Consider the following 20,700-nt stretch of genomic DNA (forward strand, 5'->3'; position numbering starts at 1 on the left):
ACACACTCGATCCTGTTCGATCGAAAGGAACACTTTGTCCCTCACCAATCAGCGCGTCGTGATCATCGGCGGCACCTCCGGAATCGGTCTCGCAACGGCACATGCAGCCGTGGATGCCGGCGCGGAGGTCGTCATCGCCTCGCGCCGCCAGTCCAGCGTCGATGCCGCACTGGGCGAACTCACCGCTTCCGCCACGGGCCGGGCACTCGACGTGCTCGACGCCGACCACGTCGCGTCGTTCTTCGAAGAGATCGGCGGGTTCGACCACCTCGTCTACACCGCCGGCGACCCCCTCACGCTGCTGCCCGTCGACGGCCTGGACCTCGACCAGGCCCGCGGGTTCTTCCAAGTGCGCTACTTCGGCGCGCTCAACGCGGTCAGCAAGGCCGCGCAGCACATCCGGCCGGGAGGCTCGATCACCCTGACCTCCGGGTCAGCGCGCACCCGACCGGGTGCCGGCTGGGCGGTCGCATCGAGCCTGTGCGGCGCGACGACGAGTCTCGCCGGCGCTCTCGCCGTCGAGCTGGCGCCGACCCGTGTCAACGTCGTCGAGCCCGGCATCATCCGCAGCCCCCTCTGGGCGGGAATGACTGCCGAAGACCAGCAGGCCATGTTCGACCAGCAGGCCCAGATGCTCCCGGTCGGCCGCGTCGGCGAGGTGAGCGACGTCGCGCAGGCGTTCCTGTACGCGATGACGCAGCCCTTCATCACGGCGACCTCGATCCCCGTCGACGGCGGAGCGCTCCTCGTCTGAACGATCAGGCGCCCCGGCTGCCTCGCGTCGCGAACCCCCGCGACGCGAGGCACTCGCTTGCGGTCAGCGACGAGCGATCTGATCGGTGACGAACGCTGCCAGGTCGGGGACTTCCCGGCCAGCAACATCGTGCCCGAGATCCGGGTACACCCGCTCCGTGATGGACAAATGCTGCGTGCTGAACATGGCGGTACGTCGCACCGCGGCAGCGGGGATCACCCCGTCGTGGACGCCTCGACCCCAGAACACCGGTGGGCGTCCCGATCGGAGGGCACCGTCGCCTGGCTGGGTGTCGTTGACGACGAACCCGCCGAGCTGCACCCCGTACGCGAATACGCCGGGACGCCGGCGCATCATCTGTAGCACCATCGCGCCTCCCTGCGAGAAGCCCAACAGCCCCACCGATCGGGGTGTGGGCAACGAGTCGTACCAGTCCAGGACGGCGTCCGCAGCAGCGTTGGCCACTGCCGGCTGCGGGTCACCGATCGGGTTCCCGGCGCTGGGGAACCAGGCGTATCCGCCCGCCTCGGGGATCGGTGCCCGCACGGACGCGATGACCAGGTCCTCGGGGAGCTCGTCGCGAAGCGTGAACAGGTGCCGTTCGTCGTAGCTCCACCCGTGCATCATGATCAGCAGATCAGATCCGGCCAAGAGGCGGGACGACCAAAGCACGGCGGTCGGATCAAGCAGCGGGTACGGAGTGTGCGGGGAGCGCATGGAAGTCCCTTCGTGTCCCACTCACCGTGTCGCTTGGCCGCCGCTCGCGTCCAAGACCTCTTCCGTGACCGGTGATACCTGGACTGCATCACCCCGTGAAATCGCAGTCGGACGCAGGCGCCCGAATTCCGTCGAGGACGATCTGGAGTGCACGGCCCCGCTGTGCAGCGTCGCGGTAGAGTCCACCAGTGACCGCGAAGATGACCCGCATCACGTCATCAGCATCGATTCCCCCGCGGATCTGCCCATCCTCCCGAGCGCGCTCGAACAGCGGCTCGGCAATGCCGTAGATCGCGTCACGGGTGGGCTCGTACACCTCGGACTGCTCGGTCAGGACCGAGACCACCGGGTGCTTGGTCCGCATGAAGTCAACGAACTTCTCAAGCCACCGACGCAACGCCGTCCAGGAATCGACGTCGCCGCTGCCCGAGCTGGAGCTCACGAGCTCGTCCACGGAAGCCAGATAGACCGCTTCCATCAGGGCGATCCGAGTTGGGAAGTTCCGGTACAGCGTCGCGACGCCCACGCCTGCTCGAAGCGCGATCTCTTCCGTCCCCACGTCCGCACCAGCTTCACCGAAGGCTTCCGTGGCCGCGGCGATGACCGCGTCGAAGTTGCGCCGCGCATCAAGGCGTCGAGGACGCCGAGCTTCCAACATCGCCGCCAAAGTCACAGTCCTCATCATGCCCTACATGTGATAGACCTGCTACCATTTAACCGAGAGACAGCCTCTCGGTTCTGAACTTGGCCGGCTAACGGCTGGGAGGCACAGCCATGACCACACTCACCACCTCGACCCTCACCATCGGCGGAGACCTCACTGTCGGCCGCATCGGCTTCGGCGCCATGCAGCTCACCGGCAAGCAGGTCTGGGGCGAATACCCCGACCACAACGGCGGCATCGCCCTGCTCCGAGCAGTCGTCGACGCCGGCGTCACGTTCATCGACACCGCAGACGTCTACGGACCGCACTCGAACGAACTCCTCGTCCGAGAGGCCCTGCACCCTTACCCCGAGAACCTGGTCATCGCGACCAAGGGCGGCTTCGTCCGCGGCGGCTACGACTACTCCACCCTCGACGCGGTCGGCAACCCGAACTACCTCCGCCAGTCGGCCAACATGAGCGCGCGGCGACTTGGAGTCGACAGCATCGACCTGTACTACCTGCACAGCGGGCAAGCCACGGACGTCCCGTTCGAGGAACAGGTCGCCACTCTCGCCGCCCTCAAGGAAGAGGGCCTGATCCGGCACATCGGCCTGTCGAACGTCACTCTCGAGCAGTTCGAGCTCGCGCAGACGATCACCCCGATCGCTGCCGCGACGGCGCTCTACAACCCGGGTATCCGCCGGGGTGTGGACCTGCTCCGTGCGACCGAGAAGACCGGTGCGGTCTTCTCGCCGTGGCACCCCATGAGCATCGCCGATGGCGGCGAGCCGGAACGGATCACCGCGGCCCTGGAGCCGATTGCGCAGAACCACGACGCCACCGTCCAGCAGGTCGCCCTCGCCTGGCACCTGCACCGTGCGCCGAACACGCTGCCCATCCCCGGAACCACCAGCCTCGAGCACCTCCGAACAAACCTTGCTGCGGCCGAAATCACCCTCACTTCTTATGAGGTCGCCATGATCACCGACCTCGCGTCCGAGGGCTGAGCGTCGCACTGTTGGCATAGTCCGGCTGCGGCGACCGGTAGTGGATCGGCTACCGGTCGCCCGGACTCCGGTACGGCCTCGGGGTGGGACCCGTCCGATAACGTGCGGGACGGCGGTGAAGATTTGACCAACACAATCGTTCGGCCGGCGGTGTCGTCGGACGAGGCGTTCCTCCGCAGGATGGTGTTCATCGCATGGCGATGGGATCGCGCCTGGGACGAGGCCGCCTACGCGCAACACCGTTTCCGCAATGAACCGGACACCTACATCGATGGCTTCGGTACCGACGCCGGTGATGTCGGAGCTGTGGCGGAAGTAGACGGCGAGGCCGTTGGGGCGGCTTGGTGTCTTCTCCTTACGGCGGAGGCGGCCAGATCGGGTCATGTTGATGACGCGTTCCCGGAGCTGGTGATTGGCGTGGTCGAGGAGCGACGTGGACTTGGTCTGGGGTGTCGCCTCCTCGAGGCGATGATCGAGGCGTGCCGTCTGCAGGGCGTCGAAGCGGTCAGCCTTCACGTTGCGCGCCGGAACCACCGAGCCCGGGGGATGTACGAACGGTTCGGTTTCGAGACCGTGCGGGAACACACCTCCGGCACCGTGATGATCCTCCGGCTCATCGTTTGACCGCCACGCTTGCATCGCGAAACATCGGACGCGACCCGTCCGATGCGGGATCCCCTGCCGGACGGCTGGGAGGCGGTTCTTGCTGCCGCCAGCTTTGGGGACTCCGGCTGCTCGTGGTCGCTCGGTGCGGTGGTCGCCCTGAGGCTCTGGCGGGTACGGCCGGATGCGCGCTGATCACGCCGACCAGCGGACGGGAGGTCCTCAAGTCAGTCGTGGACGTTGCCGGACGCACCGTCCACCGAGGACCCGTCCTCGACGCGGTTGGCTGCGTGGTCGGTTTCGAGCAGTCGCAAGCGACGGACCTGTGGACGGAACCAGAACAGGAAGATCGCCACGACGTAGACGGCGGTGAGCACGATGCTGATCGCCACGTTCCAGTCGCGCACGGGGCCGTCGAGCACGGCGTCGTTGAGGCCGTGGATCGCTGCGGCACCGAGGTAGGCCAGGCTCCCGACGCCGACGGCGCGGCCCTTCGGGAGTGACCTGGCGGCAATCCAGATGATGACGGCCGCGCCGACCGTGATCAAGGGATGTGACACCTCCGCGATCGTCCGGACGATGACGTCCACCATCATGTCGAAGGGCGGATCAGAGGGGACCGTTGCCCCGTCGAGGAACGGGGTCACCACCCCGACGATGTAGCTGATGCCCTCGACGAACCCCAACCACGCGGCGGTGACGAACACCAGCCACGCCGCAAGGAGCGGCGACCGGTAGGCGCGGGAGGTCAGCAAGACACGCTAATCTCGCTTGCGTATCGCAAGTCAGAGGTATTCCTGGAGGAGATATGAATCTCGACAGTGCAGTAGTGTTCGTCACCGGGGCGAGCGGGGGGCTCGGCAAGGAGTTCGTACAGCAGTCACTCGATCGCGGGGCGCGCCGCGTCTACGCGGCGACCCGCCGCCCGTTCGACTGGAGCGACGACCGAGTCGTCCCGGTGAATCTCGACGTGCAGGACGGTGAGGCGATCGCCCTTGCCGCAGCTTCCGCCGCAGACACGACCGTAGTCGTGAACAACGCGGGAACCTTCGCAGGCGGACCATTGCTGACACAGCCGATCAGCGAGGTCCGCGACATGTTCGCAACGAACGTGATAGGGGCCCTCGACCTCGCCCGCGCATTCGCACCGGCGCTCGAGCGGAATGGCGGAGGCGCGCTCTTGAACGTCCATTCGGTTCTGAGCTGGACGGTGTTCCCCGGCGGGGGAGCGTACGCGGCTACCAAGGCTGCTTTCTGGGCACTGACAAATGCTCTACGCCTCGAACTCGCACCTCGTGGTGTGCTCGTCACCGGGCTCCACCTCGGATACACGGACACACCGATGATCGCGGACTTCGACGTACAGAAGAACTCGCCCGCACACGTAGTGCATGCCGCGCTCGACGGCCTTCGCGACAACCAGTACGAGGTCATCGCCGACGAGATGACGGACGAAGTTCGTCGCCTCCTGTCCGCGCCCCTTGAGGAACAGTTCCCCGACCTGGCTCGCTGAGGCCGTCACCGCCACCTCTGAACCGTCGGTTGCGACGGCTCGGAGGTGCCGGCACGCGGTGGCGACGCCGCTCGTGGCCTCCTGCTCGGTGCCCGGCTCACACTCGATCCGGGCGGTACACGAGATTCGCCCGCGGATCCTCGATACCTTCCAGCACCTGCCTGGCCAGCAACGCTGAGAATTCGCGGAACGAGAAGGGGATCTTGTCATCTGTGCCGGCGACGACACGGCCACTCAACTCGATGAGGTCCTGTAGGACCGTCACCGGGGCATCACCAGTCGCGTGCGAGATGAACACTCGGTCGTACAGCCCGCTCGTCTCCTCCAACACACGTTGCAGCATCGCGGAGTACGCCATCACCGTTGACGAGTCGTCGGCGAAGAGGAATGTGCGCTGGTTTGCTGCATCGCCGGTGATGAGGGTTCGCTCCTCGCAGAGCAGGACGCCGTGTGAGCCGGGGGTGTGGCCCGGCATGGGGATCGTGCGGATCGTGATGCCGCCGAGGTCGAAGACCTTGCCGCCGCCGAGATCGTGGAAGCGCTCCGGTGATGCAGCTGGCGCGACGGCCCGACCTTCCCGACGCGCTTCGTCGTGAACTTCCTCGACCCATTCCTTGTGGATGGCGTGCACGGGGAAGTCCGCGGAGGCCATATGCACGTCGTCGAACCAACCGGCACCGAATGCGTGGTCGAGATGGCCATGCGTGATGACGACCGTGATCGGCTTGACGGTCAGCCCCTTGACGAACGACGCGAGGTCACCCACCCCGAACCCAGTGTCCACGAGCAGCGCGCGCTGTTCTCCCTCGACGAGGTACATCTGGGCATCGAGTCGGTCGTAGATTCGGGTGACGCGAGCGGTGATTCGGATGGATGAGAAGTCCGGCGACAGAGTCGGGACTTCCGCTCGCTGCTTCGTCACTTCACTCCCCTGACGCCGAACATGAAGGTCGCTCCGACCGCAGCTGCTGCAGCACCCAAAACGAGCACCCAAGTGTAAGAACCAGTGAGGCCGAAGACGCCCGCCGCGACGAGCGGTGCTGTCGCCGCCGGCACCGATGTCGCTAATGCCAGGAGGGCGAGATCGCGGCCTTCGTCCGCGCGGCTCGGGAGGACCAGCGACATGATCGCGATGTCGACTGCAAAGTACACACCGGTCGCGGCGCCTCCGACGACGGCGTAGACGAGAAGGCCCGTCCAGTCTCGTGCGACGATCGGGGCCAGGAACGCAGCGGCCATGGCCACCGCGCTCAGCGCGACGACGATCTTCCTGCGGTCGAGACGGTCCGCTAGCCACCCGAAGGCCACGATGGCGACCACCTGGCTGATGGTGTTGATCGACGCAACGGCGGCAACGGCTCCATTCACGTCGCCGAACGGTGTGTTCTCCGGTCCCACGTAATCGCTCACGATGTAGAACACGTAGTCGATCACGGCGAAGAAGCCGAGGAAGAAAAACAGCCGTGACAGGAAGACCAGCGTGAAGTCCCGGTGGCGGAAGCCTGCGAAGAACGCGGCGGCTCGCGCCGCCGCACTTAGTCGCGGGGCGCGTACCCGGGCCTCGGACGTCGACACCGGTGACTCAGGCGCGACCAAGACGAAGACCACGGTCGCCAGGACGAGAAAGAGACCGAGAACGGCGTAGCCCCAGAACTGGCCCGTACGCGTCACGACGTTGACGGACGCAAGAATCCCGAGCGGAAGCCCGAGTCCGACAACGGACGAAGCCGTGCCTCGGAGTCGCACCGGCACACGGTCAGGGATGACCGCGTAGATGGTGCTCTGGTAGATGTTCGCGAAGAACCAGACGAAGCCGATGCTGATCGCGAGCAGCGGAACGGTCGTCGCCCGCGCCATCAATACGCACGCCAGAGCGGTCAGCACCGCACTGACGAGCAACCACGGCGTCCGTCGACCGAACCGACCCCTGGTGCGATCAGAAAGCGCACCGCCGAGCGGCAGAGCGATCGTCCCTGCCACAGACGACACCAGCGCGGTGAGCGCGACCACGGCCACCTTGTTGGCCGGGTCGATCGAAGCGACCTGCGCGGGGAGCAACGCTTGCTGGATGCCCTGGTAGACCCCGTAGAGGCCGATGACGCCGGGGAAGAGCGTCGACAGGACTCGTGGAGTCCCGATTGTCCGCGGAGCCACTCGGCTCGTCCGGATTTGTTCAGTCACGGTTCCTCCTCGAATCGCTGACGCGTGTCAGTGCTGACACGTGTCAGCACAGTAGACTGACCGCGTGACCACGTCAAGGAGGACCTCCCAACGCCGCGTGACGAGTACGGACGTTGCGCGCGCCGCTGGTGTGTCCCGCGCGACGGTGAGCTACGTGCTGAACGCGACACCCAATCAGTCGATCCCGGCCGCTACCCGCAATCGCGTGCAGGAGGCTGCCGACCGACTCGGGTACATCCCCTCAGCACACGGCAGAGCGCTCCGTCAGGGCCTGGGAGAGACGATCCTCGTGCTCGAGCCGGACTGGATGCCGTCGTCGACGTCGGCGCTCTTGTGGTCTTCGATGAGCACATCGCTCGCTCAGGCCGGCCTCGTCTGCGTCTTCTCGCGCACGGCGGGCGCGGCGACCTCGCTCCGGCAAGTGCTGACCACGTTCGTACCGCGGCTGGTCCTCTCGTTCGTGCCGATCTCGGATGACGATGCAGAACTCCTTGCAGCCCAATCTGTCCCGCTGCTCCGCCTCGACGTCGGAAACGGTGGCCGGGGTGGCGATCACCTCGAACTGGACGAACACATCGGCCGAGCGCAGGTTGAGCACCTCGTCGACGTGGGGCGGAGCAAGCTCGCGTACCTCGATTTGGTGGACGAACGAGCCCGCGAGCAGTCGACGGCGCGCGCCGCCGGTGCCGAGGCCGCGGCCGCGGCGGGGCTCGGTGTAAACCTCGCGCGGCTCGACTTCGACTTCACAACCGGGCTCGTGGAATCTTCCGTACGCCAGATCCTCGACGGCGGCTTCGATGGGGTGTGCTGCTTCAACGACGACGTCGCACTCGTCATCATGGCGCGACTCCGGGCCGCCGGACGCTCGGTACCCGATGAGGTGGCGGTGATCGGGGCGGATGACCTACCGGTCGGGGCTTTCGCCGCACCCCCACTCACCACTGTTTCGCTCGACAACGCCCGCATCGGTCACTACATCGCGCTGCGCGTGGCTACTGCGGCGGGCGTGGACATGGCTGGCGCCGAACCCGACCGCGATGCGGCTGCCCGCGTGCACGTTGTGCACCGCCGGTCGAGCTGAGCGGATCAACAACGCACCTACGACCGCCTACCGACGAGCACAAAGGATCCGAATGCACGACATCAGCCACACCACACGGCCCACCGCCGAACTGACCGAGTGGTTCTTCGACGACTACCTCCCAGCGTGGACCGGAGCTGCTCTTCGGGACGACCCCGCGTTCATCGGCGCATACTGGGCGTCACCGCTCTGGGTCGGCGACGACCATGGTGCTGCGACACTTATGCCCGACGACAACGCCGTCCGGCAGTGGGCCGCTGGCACCTTTGCGCGCCTCCGTGACTCGGGCTACGCGCGGACCGAAGTCCTCGACCGCCGGGTTGTTGCCCACACCACCAACGGCGGGACGGTTGAGGTCCTCTGGTCCAGGGTTCGACACGACGGCACCGAGATTGAGCGACTCGCAGTGCACTTCACGGTGATGCGAACGCAAGCGGGAATCCGCGCTGTCGCGATCCAGGCGCTCGGCACCGACGCATCCACCCTCTGACTTGTTATTCGCAATGCAGATGGGCATCATGGCGTGATGCGTGTGCTCTTCATCGGTGCCGGCTCCGTAGGGGGCCTGTTCGGATCTCTCCTCCTTGACGCTGGCGTCGACGTCTCATTCCTTGTGCGTCCGAACCGCCGGACACAGCTACAACAGGCCGGGCTCGCCATCGCGTCCGTCCCGGACGGACCGGTCCGCAGGCTCGCCGTCCGGTCGGTCACACGGGACGAGGTCTCCTCCTCGGACGTAGTGGTCTTCGCGGTGCGATCACCGGAGCTCGGCGCAGCCATCGAGGATTCCCAGGCCTCAGTCGGTCCAACGACGACCGTGCTCCCGCTCCTCAATGGAATGCGGCACCTCGCGTCGCTCACCGAACGGTTCGGCAACCGCGTGCTCGGCGGGCTCGCGGTCACCGGAACGGTGCTGGACGCGGATCACATCATCCGTCGGCTCGGCAACGAGGCGAGCATTACGTTCGGTGAGCTCGACGGCCGATCATCGGTCCGAACCAACGACATTGCGGCTCTGTTCAAACCAGCTGCATTCCGCACAGTGCTCTCGCCAACGATCACGCAGGACATGTGGGAGAAGTGGGTTTTCATGGCGGCGGCCGGCGCTGTCACGGTCCTGTTGGGCGGCCCCGTCGGCGAGGTCGTCGCCGCCACTGACGGTCTCGGGACGATCGAAGCCATCATTGCGGAGGCCTGCGCGGTGGCAGAGGGCGCTGGCCACCCGCTGCGGGCGGCGGCGGTCGATCGCATTCGGATGACAATCACGCAGCCTGGGTCTCCGTTCACGACATCGATGTACCGAGACTTCGCAACCGGCCGGTCAACCGAGGTCGAGCCGATCCTCGGGGCATTGCTCAACGAGGCGCGCATCCATGGCGTCGACACACCGTTGTTGGCAAGCGCAGCTGTGCGGCTCCGTGTCCACGAGGCGGCCCTGGAGATGGTCCGGTGACACAGGTGACGCTCGTCACGACGGTCGACTGCCACCTGTGCGACGACGCGCGGATGGTCGTTGAACAAGTCCTCGCCACCTTCCCGGGGGTCTTCCTGACCGAGCGGTCGATCGAAGAAGACCGCGACCACCGAGAGGAGTTTGCCGAGGACGTCCCGGTCGTGATGGTGGACGGCCGAGTCCACAGCACGTGGTTCGTCGACGCGGACCGCCTCCGACGTCGCCTCGACCCAGCACGAAGCGACCGCCCCTAAACCGTCCGACATTGCACGCCCTGCGGGGACCCGCGGGTCCGTGTCCGACGGACCCGCGGGCAGTGTTTTCGTCAGTGCGGAAGCTTGGCAGCGATCAGGTCGACCGGTGTGATCGTCGGTTGCACAGCGAAGAGCTCGCCGTTTGCATCGATCGCGCGCCGCACCTCGCCCTGCAGGTGGAACGCTCGCCCCTCTTCGGTTTCGAAGGCGTCGAAGATACCGAACGTCCGTTTGTCCTTCCGGAACGCGAACCAGGTGATCGTCTCCGGCTCCCGTTCGACCATCTCGCGTGCCGAGACAAGGAATGCTGCCACCTCGTCCTCGCGTCCTGCTGCTGCCGTGAACTCCACGACGAATCCGTTCTGCACCATCTGTCGTTCCTCCTGTCCGGCCGATCCGGCCTCGCTCCGACGCTAGATCGACAACGGGCCGGAGACCCCACGCATCCGGCCACCAGCACCGCGGTCTCCGCCAAGTCCTCCTGAGACCGTCCCGTCCCGGTGGGCGAACGTCGTCCGGTACGCGGATGCCGGGACGCCGACGTGGGCCCGGAAGTTCCGTCTGAGGGTCTCCGCCGTCCCGAACCCCGTTGCGGCTGCGATCTGCGCCAGGGGCAGCCGCGTCGTCTCGAGCAGCACCTTCGCCCGCTCGATCCGCTCGTGCGTAACCCAGGCCGCGACACTGGTGCCCACTTCGCGTCGGAACCAGCGGACGAGCGTGCGCTCGCTGACGTGCTCGACACGAGCCAGCCGCTCCAGAGGCAGTGGTTCGTCGAGGTGCTCGCGCATCCACTCGAGGAGGCGCGGGGTTGCCGTCGGAGCACGGAGGGCGTCCTTCACGAACTGTGCCTGCCCTCCAGCTCGGTGCGGGGCGGCCACGAGGTACCTGGCGACGTCGTTCGCATAGGCCCGGCCGAGGTCGCGAGCAGTCAGGTGGAGCGCGAGGTCGACCGCAGCGAGGCCTCCGCCCGAAGTGAAGAACGCACCGTCGGCCACGAAGAGGCGGCCCGCCCGCAACCGCACCGCTGGGAAACGCACGGAGAACTCCTCGGCGTGCACCCAGTGCGTTGTCGCGGTCCGCCCATCGAGGAGGCCCGCCTGCGCGAGGATGACGGCACCGGCGCACAGTCCGACCACCCGTGCCCCGGAGGCTGCCGCGCTCCGGAGCGCCTCCAACAGCGCCGACGGCCGAGGCCGGAACGGCTCCGCTGATCCGGGGACCACGACCGTGCCCGCGCTCCCGAGGGTCCGCAGTGCCCCCTCGTCGGTGGCGTCGACGGACCGGAGCCGGTAGCCCGGTCCGGGGGGCGTGAGCCCGGGCACGGGTCCTGCCGTCGCGAACACCTGCGACACCACCGCTGTCTCCAACGGGTCACTGTCCGGTTCCGTCACCAGCGCGACGAGGTGGGGTGCACCGTCGATGGAGTCACCCACCCTGCGCGACCGCTCCGCGCCCGCCGGCCGAGTGCTGCCGGCCCCGGTGTGCCCCTCGTCGCCGGGGTCGTCGCACCACCGAACCTGCGGCGACCAGCAGCACGAATGCTGAGGCGACGCCCAGGACCGACCATGCGGCCGCCTCCCATCCGGGTACCTGCACGGTGACCGCCCAGCGGATGGCGAAGTTCGTGGTGGACGCGAGCGGGAAGGTGAACGTCCACCATGAGACGCCGAACGGCAGCGACCGGTAGGTCCCGACGAGCACAGCCTGGACGGCGAGCATGAAGACGAGCATGCCGATGAGGATCGACTGCACTTCGCCGATGGGTCCCGGGTGCGCGACGATCCACGCGAGGTTGGAGGTGGCTGCGGCGGCGAGGAACGCGGTCATCGCCGGCTTCAGGGTGTCGGGCAGCGCGGATCCGGTCATCAAGCGGATGAGGACGACCGTCCCGATCATCAGCCAGAAGAACAGGCCGGCGCCGAACGCGCCGAGAGCCGCCTGGTGGAGTCCGGCGCTCGACAGGGAGATGCTGGCGACGTTCGCCCCCGCGACGACCGGGACGAAGTACCCCGGGTGGACCGCGGCAAGCTCGACACCCCCTGCGATCCAGTGCGCCACCAGTTGCGCTGCAACGGAGCCGAGCAGGACGACGAACGCGAAGCAGACCCAGTCCAGGAGCGCTCCGGGGAGGACGGTGCGGTAGTGCGAGGCCAGCAGTAGGCCGACCAGCGGGATGTACGCCGCGAAGGGCCCGGAGCCCGGGTGCTCGAGGTCGGCGCGGAACGCCCCGGAACGTCGCAGGCCGGGCACGACGTACAGGACGGCGAGCAGGACCCACAGGACGCCTGCGACCGCGAAGAGCATTTCGGACGGCCATCGGACGGCGTGCAGTTCTGCCGTCGCGGTCGTCCAGCACCCGGCCAGGCCTGCGAGGCCGAGCGGAACGCCGAACGAGCCGAGTGTGACCAGCCGCCGGGAGAGGGGCTGTATCGATCCGTCGTCCATCGTGCTCCTCACTTCGTTCACCTGACTTGTAGAGTACAAGTTAGCGAGGTCGGACCGGCCTTAGCGCCGACACCGACCCGGAGGTCCCCATGCCCATCTCGCTCGCCACCGCCGTGACAGCAGCCGCCGGCGGGTCCCGCTGGTCAGAGGTCGAACGCATCGACTTCAGTCGGACGCTCGGCGGGGCCGTGTGGGGGCTGAAGCACGCATCCGGCACCGTCGAGCACGGGCTGACCCACGTCGACGTCCAGCGTCAGCGGACCCGCATGGACTCCTTCGGTCCCACGGGCGGCTCCGCGGAGTACACGCCCGACCGAGTGACGATCACCGACGGGGCGACCGGGGAGTCCGAGTTGTTCGACCACCCGAGGGAGTCGTTCGTCGGGCACGGCGTCGAAACCCCCTGGACACCAGCACACGTCGCGTACTTCGTCGGGTACACGATGTGGACGTACAGCACCGAAGCGTGGTCGCTCCAGCTCCCGGGGGTCGAGACCGAGGAGGACGGCACGTGGACGGAAGCGGGCAGGAGCCTGCGTCGCATGCGAGTCACCTACCCGTCGAGCATCACGACCCACAGTCGGGTGCAGACCCTCTACGTCGACGGGGACGACCTCGTGCGACGGCGCGACTACGAGGCCGACGTCATGGGCGGGGTCCCGAGCGCGCAGCTCGTCGCCGGCCACGTCGAGGTGGACGGGATCGTCATCGCCACGGAGCGCGACGTGTTCCCCCGGGACCCCGCGGGTGGGATCTTCGCCGACCAGCACCTGGTGTCCATCCGGCTCGCCGACGTCGCGGTGGTGTGACGCGAGCGGAGGAGCCGGGTCTCAGGCCGCGGGCGACCCGGCACCCTCCAGCCCGGTACCCCCCGGCCCGGCGCCCTCCGGACCGGCCTCGCCGAGCTCACGGAGGAGATGTGACCGTGCCGCGCCGAGGACGTCGGCGCTGAAGTCGGTGGTCGAGGTGGCGCGCGCGAGGAACAGCGCGCCGACCATCGTCGACATCCGGACCAGGGCAGCCGGTGTGACGGCATCACCCTCGTCGGACAGCCACGCTGCGAAGTCCTGCACCCCCTGGGCGAATGCCGTCCGCACCGCTCGGTCGTCCGACCGCGCCACGTCCGAGCCGAAGCCGGTCGTCACGCACCCCCCGGCCCAGTCGTCCCGGTTGTGCTCCGACAGGTACCCCCGGACGAGCTCGGCGAGCGCGGCTCGGTGGTCCACCGAGGTCTCCTCAAGGCCTGTGAGGCCCGCGTTCATCTGCTCGTACGCGTTCGCTGCGGCCTCGGCGACGAGCGCGTCCTTCGACGGAAAGTGTCGGTAGAACCCGCCGTTGGTCAGCCCGACCTCGCGCATCACGTCGCCGATGCTCACGGACGCCGCACCCCGCTCCCGGAACACGTGTGAAGCGGCTTCCACGATCTGCTGACGGTGCCGGTCTGCCTGGTCCCGTGAGACGCGTCCCATGTTTGCCCCTTCCGTAGATGCTGATCGCAATCTATCGTCTGGTCGAAAGATGTCGACAGACATCTAACGAGAGGACACCATGAGCGATGACATCCCCGACCAACGTGGTCGCCGCTATGTCGTGACGGGGGCGACCGGCGGCATCGGCGCCGCTGCCGGTCGTGCGCTGAGCGCGGCCGGCGCTGAGGTCGTGCTGGCGGTCCGCGACCTCGACCGCGGTGCGGCGGTCGCCGCGACCTTCCCGGGCCCGACCGAGGTGCTCGCGCTCGACGTCTCCCGCCTCGACTCCGTCCGCGCGTTCGGTCGAGATTGGTCCGGTCGACTCGACGGGCTGCTCAACAACGCCGGCGTGATGGCGACACCGTTCGCCCGGACGCCGGACGGCTTCGAGTCCCAGCTCGCGACGAACTTCCTCGGCCACTTCGTGTTGACCCGCCTCCTTCTGCCGTTCGTCACCGACCGCATCGTGAACGTCTCGTCCGTGCTCGCGTCCTTCGCCAGGATCGATCTCGACGACCTCAACTGGCAGCGACGCCGGTACGGCCCGTGGCGGGCGTACGGGCAGTCGAAGCTCGCTGACCTCCTGATCACCGATGAGCTGCAGCGCCGCCTCGACCTCGAGGGCAGCCGCGTCCGCGCGGTGACGGCTCACCCCGGAGTCGCGCGGACCGGCCTCTACGGGAACGGGAACGCCACGGGTGCGTTCGGCGTCGTCCTCCGTGTTGCCGCTCGCTGGCGCGGTGTGCCTCCCGAGATCGGTGCCCGATCGGTGCTGCAGGCCCTCACCGCGGACGTCGCCGGTGGCTCGTACCTCGCACCACCGAGCCGTCCGTCGGTCGTCCGCGAGCAGCGCCGTGCGCGCCACGAGGACGACCACCCCACTGCGCTCGCCCTGTGGGAGCGCGCATCGGCACTGACCGGCTTCTCCGCCGCACTCTGACCGCCCGAAACACTCCGGGACTTCCGCACCGCGGCGGTCCGTTCGAGCTCGAACAGAAAGAGGAACACCATGTCCACGACACCCTCGACGACGACCGTCCAGACGGCGTCCGCAACCCACACCTACCGACGGACCGGTCCGGTCGGCGCGGTACCACTCGTCCTCCTGATGCGCTTCCGCGGGACCATCGATGACTGGGACCCGGCCCTCATCGAGCCCCTCAGCCGGAACCGCGACGTCATCCTGGTCGACAACGTCGGCACCGGGCGCTCCACCGGAGAGCCTCGCGACTCGATGGAGGGCGCAGCCGCGGGCATCATCGACTTCGTCGAAGCCCTCGAGCTCACACAGGTCGACCTACTCGGTTGGTCGCTCGGCGGGGTCGTCGCTCAGTACGTCGTCGACGCCCGTCCGGACCTGATCCGACGCGTCGTCGTGGCGGCGAGCACGCCGGGGCTGGTACCCGACACCCCGGCGCCCGACGCCCGTGTCACTGAGATCCAGATGAAGCCCGACGCCACTGCTGCGGACATGGCGTACCTCTTCTACCCGGACACCGACGACGGCCGAGCAGCCGCCGCCGCGTCCGAGGCCCGGATCGCGGCGGCGCGTCCGGCGGACGCCGTCGTGGTGTCCGACCGTGCCGCCGGTGCTCAGCTGGTCGCGGCGTCCGTCGCGTACCAAGTGCCGGTGCCCGACCTGGTCGCCCGACTCGCGAGGACCACGCAGCCGGTCCTGTTCGCGAACGGAGTGCAGGACGTGGGCATCCCGGCCTCGGCCTCGGTCTTCGGTGCGACGCACGCGCCCCGCGGGACCGCTCTGCTCTACGGCGACGCCGGGCACGCGTTCCTGTTCCAGCACGCGGAGCACTTCGCTGCGACCGTGGACCTCTTCCTGCGCTGACGCCGAGCTGGAATGGTCTGGTGCGTCCGGCTCGGGTCCTCCTCGGCCGGACGCACCGCTCAGACCGTCAGCGTCCAGCCCGTCCGGAGGCCCAGGTCCCGGAGGCCCGCCCGGCGCAGGTTCCGCAACGACTGCCCCGGCCGGTCCACGGAGCCGAGGGCAGCCTCGGCGAACACCCACCTACAGCCGGCGCGCCTCGCCGCCTCGATGCGAGCGCGGATGAGGACACCCTGGACACCGCGGCGTCGGGCGCGGGGCAGCGTCGCGCCTCCGAACAGCTCCGCAGCGGGTCCGCGGACCGAGACCGCGCCGACACCGACGAGCTCCATGCCGTCCCACGCCCCGAGCGCGACCCAGCCGTCGGCATCCACGGAGCCGGCTCCCATAGCCGCGAGGTGCGGGTCAGCCGGATCTCCGAAGGCCTCGAACATCGTCGCGGACCACGACAGTGCTTCCTTGGGCCGGACCGCGCGGACCATCATCGGCCCGGTGGGCGCGGCGGACACGGCGAGCTCCTCGAGTTCCGCGCCCAACTTCACGAGCGTCGGCCCCGCCGACAGTCCCAGTCGCTCGCACGTCTCCCGCCACCCGTCAGGCTCGAACGCCGGAGCGATATGCAGCGACGCTCGACGCACTCCGCTCCGCGTGAACCGCTCCCGTGCCAGCGCGACGAGGTCATCAGCGGTCCCCGTCCACCGCGTGACGCCGACGACGCGACTCCACTGGTCGGTCGGATCGTGGGGCATCGAGACGAGTATGCCGTCGGCGAAGGCTTCCGCAGTCAGTCCGAGCGCTGCTTGGGCTTGCGCAGGCGTCCGACCGACGAGGTCAGCGAGGGCATCGGCTTCGGCGTGTTCCGCGATGCGGATGAGCTCTGTGGCTGTGGGCAGCATCCACCTAGCTTACTTTCTCAACAAGAGTCAGGTGGGCGTATCCCGGTGGTTCCGAACCGGTGGCGGTACGCGCTCGGCGTCGTGCCGGAGGAGCGCCGGAACGCTCGGCGGAACGCGGCCGGGTCGGTGAAACCCGCTCCGTGGGCGGCCTCCGTCACGGTCGACCCCTGCTCGAGCAGCTGCCGACCGAGGTCCACCCGCGCGCGCTCGACGAAGCGGACCGGAGTGGTGCCGAGCTCCTCGACGAAGAGCCGCGCGAGGTGTCGGGCGCTGAGGCCCACGGCTCGGGCCGAGTCCCGGGTGCTGAACGGCGACGCTGGATCCGCGAGGACCACGTCCACGACGGACCGCACCGGCGAGGAGCGCGGGGCAGGCCCACGCAACCCCGCCGAGAACTGGGCTTGACCGCCAGGACGCTGCATGTGCACCACGAGAGCTCGAGCGACGTCGCGGGCCAGGTCACCTCCATGGTCGCGTTCGACGAGCGCCAGGGCGAGGTCGATCCCGGCTGTCACCCCTGCGGAGGTGACGACGTCCCCGTCCTGGACCCAGATCGAGTCTGGCGTGACCTCGGTGTCCGGCGCGACCCGAGCCAGCAGTTCCGCATGTCGCCAGTGCGTGGTCGCGCGCCTACCCGCGAGCAGTCCGGCCTGGGCCAGGACGAACGCGCCTGTGCACACTGATGCGACGGTGCGGGCGGAGCGGGCAACCGCTCGGACACCATCGACGAGTCCGTCGGGTGCCGATCGATCGACGAGGTCGTCGCCACCAGCGACCAGCAGCACGTCAGGCGCGTCGAGGTCCCCCAGGGAGGCGTCCACGGGGACGGTCAGTCCCACCGACGTGCGGACGGGCCGTCCATCGGGGGAGACGAACCGGAGGACGTAGTGGGCTCCGGACCGGTTGGCTTCGGCGAACACCTCGGCCGGCCCGGTCACGTCCAGGAACTTGACCCCATCGAACAAGACGATCGCGACGGTCGTCCCCTGCATGTCCATCGGTGCCTCATCTCCGTCCTGATGTCGCTCGTCGTCGGTCGCGCCGTCCACCCACCCTGGAGTACACGATCCACGAGAGAGGACGCGATCCATGATCGACACCATCGCCGGCATCACTGTGCCGGACACTGCCCTCGTCCGCGCGGCGACCGACCACGTCCGTGCCGCTGAGGACGACCTGCTGTTCCACCACTCGCGCCGGGTGTTCTTCTTCGGAGCCCTGCAAGGTCACCGGCGCGGGCTCCGCCCCGACCTGGAGTTGCTCTACGTCGGCGCGATGTTCCACGACCTCGGCCTGACCGATCGACACCGCGACTCAGGGCAGCGGTTCGAGGTCGACGGTGCGGACGACGCCCGCACCTTCCTCCTCGAGCACGGCGTGGACACCCAGGCGGCCCGAGATGTGTGGCTCGGCATCGCGCTGCACACCACACCCGGCGTGCCGGAGTTCCTCGAGCCGGAGATCGCGCTGGTGACCGCAGGTGTCGAGACGGACGTCCTCGGTATCGGCCGGGACGACCTCCCGGAGGACACCCTCGGAGCGGTCATCGCGGCGCACCCGCGGCCAGACTTCAAGCGACGCATCCTCGAGCGCTTCGCGGAGGGCAACCGGCACCGGCCTGAGACGGTGTTCGGGAACGTCAACGCGGACGTGCTGGCGCACTTCCTGCCTGGCTTCCGGCGGACCGACTTCGTCGAGGTCATCCGCGGCAACACGTGGCCGGAATGACCGGAGCGGCGGGTCGGGACCCGCGGTCGTGACGGACGGGAGGCGCGGAGCGGGCTGGCACCGCGCCTCCCGTCCGTCTGCACGCACGCCGGCGCGCGGTCAGCGCGCGAGCAGACGCCGGACCCACTCGCCACGGGTGCGGCGTGCTGCCTTCGAGAGCTCGGCGTCGGGTGCCAGCAGTTCGAAGAGGTGGTACCCGCCAGGCCACACGTGCAGCTCGGCCTCGCCGCCAGCGGCCCAGATCCGGCTCGCGAAGGCGACGTCCTCGTCTCGGAACACCTCGGCCGAGCCGACCTCGACGTACGTCGGCGGGAGACCACTCAGGTCCTGCTCACGGCTCGCGGACTCGTACGACGTGATGTCCTCGGTGCCCCGGCGGTCGCCCAGGTAGAAGTTCCAGCCGGTCTCGTTGCTGGTTCGGTCCCAGATGCCGATGCCGTCGATCTGCTGCGCCGAGTTGCTGTCGTTGTGCTCGTCGAGCATGCCGTACATGACGACCTGGCCGGCAAGGGCGGGCACTCCGCGGTCTCGGGCCATCAGGGTGATCCCCGCGGCGAGGCCCCCTCCGGCACTGCCACCGATCGTGATGAGTTTCGAAGGGTCGAAGCCGAGCTCGTCGGCGTGCTCCGCCGTCCAGACCAGCGCAGCGTACGAGTCCTCGAGCGCGGCCGGTGCCGGGTTCTCCGGCGCGAGGCGGTACTCGACGGTGACGACGACGGCGTCGAACTCGACGACGTAGTCGACGACCGGGGCGACCCCGACGAACCGGTCGCCGAAGATCATCCCGCCGACGTGCGTGAAGAAGAACGCGGCACCGGGCTCGGTGTGGTCCGTGCGGCGGAAGACCGAGACGACGAGGTCGCCAGCGGGCCCGGGGACGAGGTGCTCCTCGTGGACGATCGGACGCCCCTCGAGGAGCTGCTCCAGGGACGGGGTGAAGCCCGGGCCGCGCAGGACCTCTAGGTGCTCGGGCAGGAGCGTCGGGGAGATCCCGGCCTGGGCGAGGACGGGCTCGAGTTCAGCGTCGAACGGCGGGGGCGTGGTGTTGCGGGTCATCGTTCCTCCAGTGCGAGTGCAGTGCCGATCGGTCGACCGGCACGGGGGGAACGTAACACTGACTGACCGTCGGTCACAACTGACTTTTGCGAAACAAGTGAGATGATGGGCGCGCCCGGTGCGCACCCTGCGCACCGACAACGAGAACGGATCCCGCCATGACCAACCGCACCGAGACCGCGCCGACGCACACCGTCGTCACATCCTCCGGACCTGTCGCCTACCGCCGGTTCGGCCCGACCGGGGGCACCCCGGTCGTGTTCTTCCAGCGCTTCCGCGGAACGATGGACCACTGGGACCCGGCCTTCGTCGACGTCATCGCCGCCGAGCACGACGTGATCCTCTTCGACAACATCGGCGTCGGCCGGAGCGGGGGCGTCTCGCCCGACACCTTCGGTGGCATGGCCAGCACGGCGGTCGACTTCCTCCGCGCGCTCGGGATCGAGCAGATCGACGCGGTCGGCTGGTCCATCGGCGGCTTCGTCGCGCAGCTCGTGGCACTCGACGAGCCGGGCTTCGTCCGCCGCCTCCTCGTCCTCGGCTCCGGCCCCGGCGGCCAGAACGGCGCTCCCGGTCCCGAGCCGAAGTCCATCGAGGTCATGGTCAAGCCGGAGAACGACGACGAGGACTTCCTCTACCTGTTCTTCGGTCAGCACGAGGACGGGCGACGCCGCGGCAGCGAGTCGCTCCGTCGACTCGAGTCGCGTCTGACGCCGGATGCCCCGCAGGTCGGCCCCGAGACCATCCAGGCGCAGCTGCACGCCATCGGCGCCTGGGGAGAGGACGAGGGCTCGGCGTGGGAGCGTCTCGAGGAGCTCGACATCCCGGTGCTCGTCGCGAACGGAGCGCACGACGTGATGGTGCACGCCGAGCACTCGTTCAAGATGGCGCAGCGGCTGGCTGATGCCACGACGGTGATCTACAGCGATGCCGGCCACGGCTTCCTCTTCCAGCACCCGGAGGAGTTCGGCGCCACCGCACTGCGGTTCCTCACCGCGTGACGGACGGAGGGCGGGGCGCACACCGTGGTGCGCGCCCCGCCCTCGACTGACAGGAG

25 protein-coding genes are annotated in these 20,700 nt (G+C 68.4%); 13 read left to right on the forward strand and 12 right to left on the reverse strand.

The genetic code is table 11. The features are described 5' to 3' along the window. Positions 1–34 precede the first annotated feature (34 nt). On the forward strand, positions 35–754 hold the full coding sequence (locus BLT36_RS02440) for an SDR family oxidoreductase (RefSeq protein WP_092091623.1): 720 nt from the start codon (positions 35–37) through the stop codon (positions 752–754). A 63-nt stretch (positions 755–817) separates the two neighbouring features. Here the strand turns inward: BLT36_RS02440 and BLT36_RS02445 are convergent, their stop codons facing one another. Together BLT36_RS02445 and BLT36_RS02450 are read right to left on the reverse strand one after the other, a co-directional pair. Then, on the reverse strand, positions 818–1,381 hold the full coding sequence (locus BLT36_RS02445; RefSeq protein WP_254787286.1) for an alpha/beta hydrolase: 564 nt from the start codon (positions 1,379–1,381) through the stop codon (positions 818–820). Between the two features lie 178 nt (positions 1,382–1,559). Next, positions 1,560–2,144 (reverse strand): TetR/AcrR family transcriptional regulator, encoded by a 585-nt coding sequence (locus BLT36_RS02450; protein WP_175529448.1) that lies wholly within the window; start codon positions 2,142–2,144, stop codon positions 1,560–1,562. A 101-nt stretch (positions 2,145–2,245) separates the two neighbouring features. Between BLT36_RS02450 and BLT36_RS02455 the strand changes: the two genes are divergently transcribed. Together BLT36_RS02455 and BLT36_RS02460 are read left to right on the forward strand one after the other, a co-directional pair. Further along, positions 2,246–3,124, forward strand: a complete 879-nt coding sequence (locus BLT36_RS02455; RefSeq protein ID WP_092091626.1) for an aldo/keto reductase — start codon at positions 2,246–2,248, stop codon at positions 3,122–3,124. 123 nt (positions 3,125–3,247) lie between these two features. Further along, the gene (locus BLT36_RS02460; protein WP_139166327.1) at positions 3,248–3,748 is read left to right on the forward strand and encodes a GNAT family N-acetyltransferase; all 501 of its coding nucleotides are present in this window, start codon (positions 3,248–3,250) and stop codon (positions 3,746–3,748) included. A 206-nt stretch (positions 3,749–3,954) separates the two neighbouring features. Here the strand turns inward: BLT36_RS02460 and BLT36_RS02465 are convergent, their stop codons facing one another. Further along, entirely contained in the window at positions 3,955–4,482 is a 528-nt protein-coding gene (locus tag BLT36_RS02465) for a PrsW family glutamic-type intramembrane protease (RefSeq protein WP_092091630.1), read from the reverse strand. Between the two features lie 53 nt (positions 4,483–4,535). On the opposite strand from BLT36_RS02465, the gene BLT36_RS02470 reads away from it, so the two are divergent. Continuing rightward, complete coding sequence (locus tag BLT36_RS02470) at positions 4,536–5,240, forward strand: SDR family oxidoreductase (protein WP_092091632.1); 705 nt, start codon at positions 4,536–4,538, stop codon at positions 5,238–5,240. A 97-nt stretch (positions 5,241–5,337) separates the two neighbouring features. Here the strand turns inward: BLT36_RS02470 and BLT36_RS02475 are convergent, their stop codons facing one another. Both BLT36_RS02475 and BLT36_RS02480 read right to left on the reverse strand, forming a co-directional pair. Further along, a complete protein-coding gene (locus BLT36_RS02475; RefSeq protein WP_092091634.1) occupies positions 5,338–6,162 on the reverse strand; it encodes an MBL fold metallo-hydrolase in 825 nt (274 codons plus the stop codon). After that, on the reverse strand, positions 6,159–7,421 hold the full coding sequence (locus BLT36_RS02480) for an MFS transporter (protein ID WP_175529449.1): 1,263 nt from the start codon (positions 7,419–7,421) through the stop codon (positions 6,159–6,161). Before BLT36_RS02480 ends, BLT36_RS02475 begins: the two co-directional genes overlap by 4 nt. 64 nt (positions 7,422–7,485) lie before the next feature. On the opposite strand from BLT36_RS02480, the gene BLT36_RS02485 reads away from it, so the two are divergent. From BLT36_RS02485 to BLT36_RS02500, 4 genes are read left to right on the forward strand one after another with little or no spacing between them, the layout of a single operon-like run. Then, positions 7,486–8,502 carry a LacI family DNA-binding transcriptional regulator gene (locus BLT36_RS02485; RefSeq protein WP_092091638.1) on the forward strand — a complete coding sequence of 339 codons (1,017 nt, stop codon included), beginning with the start codon at positions 7,486–7,488 and terminating at the stop codon, positions 8,500–8,502. 52 nt (positions 8,503–8,554) lie between these two features. Then, positions 8,555–8,992 carry a DUF6841 family protein gene (locus BLT36_RS02490; protein ID WP_092091639.1) on the forward strand — a complete coding sequence of 146 codons (438 nt, stop codon included), beginning with the start codon at positions 8,555–8,557 and terminating at the stop codon, positions 8,990–8,992. 36 nt (positions 8,993–9,028) lie between these two features. After that, on the forward strand, positions 9,029–9,955 hold the full coding sequence (locus BLT36_RS02495) for a ketopantoate reductase family protein (RefSeq protein ID WP_139166328.1): 927 nt from the start codon (positions 9,029–9,031) through the stop codon (positions 9,953–9,955). Next, entirely contained in the window at positions 9,952–10,209 is a 258-nt protein-coding gene (locus BLT36_RS02500; protein WP_092091644.1) for a glutaredoxin family protein, read from the forward strand. The genes BLT36_RS02495 and BLT36_RS02500 overlap by 4 nt, the downstream gene beginning before the upstream one ends. Positions 10,210–10,280: 71 nt before the next feature. On the opposite strand, the gene BLT36_RS02505 is transcribed toward BLT36_RS02500, so the two are convergent. The 3 genes from BLT36_RS02505 to BLT36_RS02515 are packed head-to-tail and all read right to left on the reverse strand — an operon-like array spanning position 10,281 to position 12,654. Next, positions 10,281–10,580, reverse strand: a complete 300-nt coding sequence (locus BLT36_RS02505) for a putative quinol monooxygenase (RefSeq protein WP_092091646.1) — start codon at positions 10,578–10,580, stop codon at positions 10,281–10,283. Between the two features lie 42 nt (positions 10,581–10,622). Beyond that, the gene (locus BLT36_RS02510; RefSeq protein ID WP_175529450.1) at positions 10,623–11,576 is read right to left on the reverse strand and encodes a GlxA family transcriptional regulator; all 954 of its coding nucleotides are present in this window, start codon (positions 11,574–11,576) and stop codon (positions 10,623–10,625) included. A 58-nt stretch (positions 11,577–11,634) separates the two neighbouring features. Then, on the reverse strand, positions 11,635–12,654 hold the full coding sequence (locus tag BLT36_RS02515; protein WP_092091650.1) for an SLAC1 family transporter: 1,020 nt from the start codon (positions 12,652–12,654) through the stop codon (positions 11,635–11,637). 89 nt (positions 12,655–12,743) lie between these two features. Between BLT36_RS02515 and BLT36_RS02520 the strand changes: the two genes are divergently transcribed. Next, positions 12,744–13,463, forward strand: coding sequence for a hypothetical protein (locus BLT36_RS02520; RefSeq protein WP_092091652.1), 720 nt, complete (start codon positions 12,744–12,746; stop codon positions 13,461–13,463). A 21-nt stretch (positions 13,464–13,484) separates the two neighbouring features. Here BLT36_RS02520 and BLT36_RS02525 read toward each other — a convergent pair whose 3' ends face one another. Further along, entirely contained in the window at positions 13,485–14,123 is a 639-nt protein-coding gene (locus BLT36_RS02525) for a TetR/AcrR family transcriptional regulator (RefSeq protein WP_092091654.1), read from the reverse strand. 79 nt (positions 14,124–14,202) lie between these two features. On the opposite strand from BLT36_RS02525, the gene BLT36_RS02530 reads away from it, so the two are divergent. Next, on the forward strand, positions 14,203–15,063 hold the full coding sequence (locus BLT36_RS02530) for an SDR family NAD(P)-dependent oxidoreductase (protein WP_092091656.1): 861 nt from the start codon (positions 14,203–14,205) through the stop codon (positions 15,061–15,063). Between the two features lie 69 nt (positions 15,064–15,132). Then, the gene (locus BLT36_RS02535; RefSeq protein ID WP_092091658.1) at positions 15,133–15,966 is read left to right on the forward strand and encodes an alpha/beta fold hydrolase; all 834 of its coding nucleotides are present in this window, start codon (positions 15,133–15,135) and stop codon (positions 15,964–15,966) included. A 59-nt stretch (positions 15,967–16,025) separates the two neighbouring features. Here BLT36_RS02535 and BLT36_RS18255 read toward each other — a convergent pair whose 3' ends face one another. Next, on the reverse strand, positions 16,026–16,499 hold the full coding sequence (locus tag BLT36_RS18255) for a GNAT family N-acetyltransferase (RefSeq protein ID WP_139166329.1): 474 nt from the start codon (positions 16,497–16,499) through the stop codon (positions 16,026–16,028). 377 nt (positions 16,500–16,876) lie between these two features. Further along, positions 16,877–17,857 carry a GlxA family transcriptional regulator gene (locus tag BLT36_RS02545; RefSeq protein ID WP_092094241.1) on the reverse strand — a complete coding sequence of 327 codons (981 nt, stop codon included), beginning with the start codon at positions 17,855–17,857 and terminating at the stop codon, positions 16,877–16,879. 91 nt (positions 17,858–17,948) lie between these two features. Here BLT36_RS02545 and BLT36_RS02550 point away from each other — a divergent pair, with 91 nt between their 5' ends. Next, positions 17,949–18,587, forward strand: a complete 639-nt coding sequence (locus tag BLT36_RS02550) for an HD domain-containing protein (RefSeq protein WP_092091662.1) — start codon at positions 17,949–17,951, stop codon at positions 18,585–18,587. Between the two features lie 99 nt (positions 18,588–18,686). Here BLT36_RS02550 and BLT36_RS02555 read toward each other — a convergent pair whose 3' ends face one another. After that, positions 18,687–19,643, reverse strand: coding sequence for an alpha/beta hydrolase (locus BLT36_RS02555; protein ID WP_092091663.1), 957 nt, complete (start codon positions 19,641–19,643; stop codon positions 18,687–18,689). A gap of 158 nt (positions 19,644–19,801) precedes the next feature. Here BLT36_RS02555 and BLT36_RS02560 point away from each other — a divergent pair, with 158 nt between their 5' ends. Next, entirely contained in the window at positions 19,802–20,644 is an 843-nt protein-coding gene (locus tag BLT36_RS02560) for an alpha/beta fold hydrolase (protein WP_092091665.1), read from the forward strand. Positions 20,645–20,700: the final 56 nt, after the last annotated feature.

This window comes from Curtobacterium sp. UNCCL20 (genome assembly GCF_900101675.1).
Lineage (GTDB): Bacteria > Actinomycetota > Actinomycetes > Actinomycetales > Microbacteriaceae > Curtobacterium.

Coding starts and splice junctions, on each gene's coding strand:
- BLT36_RS02560 (WP_092091665.1), top strand. CDS start 19,802: ATGACCAACCGCACCGAGACCGCGCCGACGCACACCGTCGTCACATCC.
- BLT36_RS02495 (WP_139166328.1), top strand. CDS start 9,029: ATGCGTGTGCTCTTCATCGGTGCCGGCTCCGTAGGGGGCCTGTTCGGA.
- BLT36_RS02470 (WP_092091632.1), top strand. CDS start 4,536: ATGAATCTCGACAGTGCAGTAGTGTTCGTCACCGGGGCGAGCGGGGGG.
- BLT36_RS02545 (WP_092094241.1), bottom strand. CDS start 17,857: ATGGACATGCAGGGGACGACCGTCGCGATCGTCTTGTTCGATGGGGTC.
- BLT36_RS02505 (WP_092091646.1), bottom strand. CDS start 10,580: ATGGTGCAGAACGGATTCGTCGTGGAGTTCACGGCAGCAGCAGGACGC.
- BLT36_RS02490 (WP_092091639.1), top strand. CDS start 8,555: ATGCACGACATCAGCCACACCACACGGCCCACCGCCGAACTGACCGAG.
- BLT36_RS02445 (WP_254787286.1), bottom strand. CDS start 1,381: ATGATGCACGGGTGGAGCTACGACGAACGGCACCTGTTCACGCTTCGC.
- BLT36_RS02535 (WP_092091658.1), top strand. CDS start 15,133: ATGTCCACGACACCCTCGACGACGACCGTCCAGACGGCGTCCGCAACC.
- BLT36_RS02520 (WP_092091652.1), top strand. CDS start 12,744: ATGCCCATCTCGCTCGCCACCGCCGTGACAGCAGCCGCCGGCGGGTCC.
- BLT36_RS02525 (WP_092091654.1), bottom strand. CDS start 14,123: ATGGGACGCGTCTCACGGGACCAGGCAGACCGGCACCGTCAGCAGATC.
- BLT36_RS02530 (WP_092091656.1), top strand. CDS start 14,203: ATGAGCGATGACATCCCCGACCAACGTGGTCGCCGCTATGTCGTGACG.
- BLT36_RS02455 (WP_092091626.1), top strand. CDS start 2,246: ATGACCACACTCACCACCTCGACCCTCACCATCGGCGGAGACCTCACT.
- BLT36_RS02555 (WP_092091663.1), bottom strand. CDS start 19,643: ATGACCCGCAACACCACGCCCCCGCCGTTCGACGCTGAACTCGAGCCC.
- BLT36_RS02515 (WP_092091650.1), bottom strand. CDS start 12,654: ATGGACGACGGATCGATACAGCCCCTCTCCCGGCGGCTGGTCACACTC.
- BLT36_RS02550 (WP_092091662.1), top strand. CDS start 17,949: ATGATCGACACCATCGCCGGCATCACTGTGCCGGACACTGCCCTCGTC.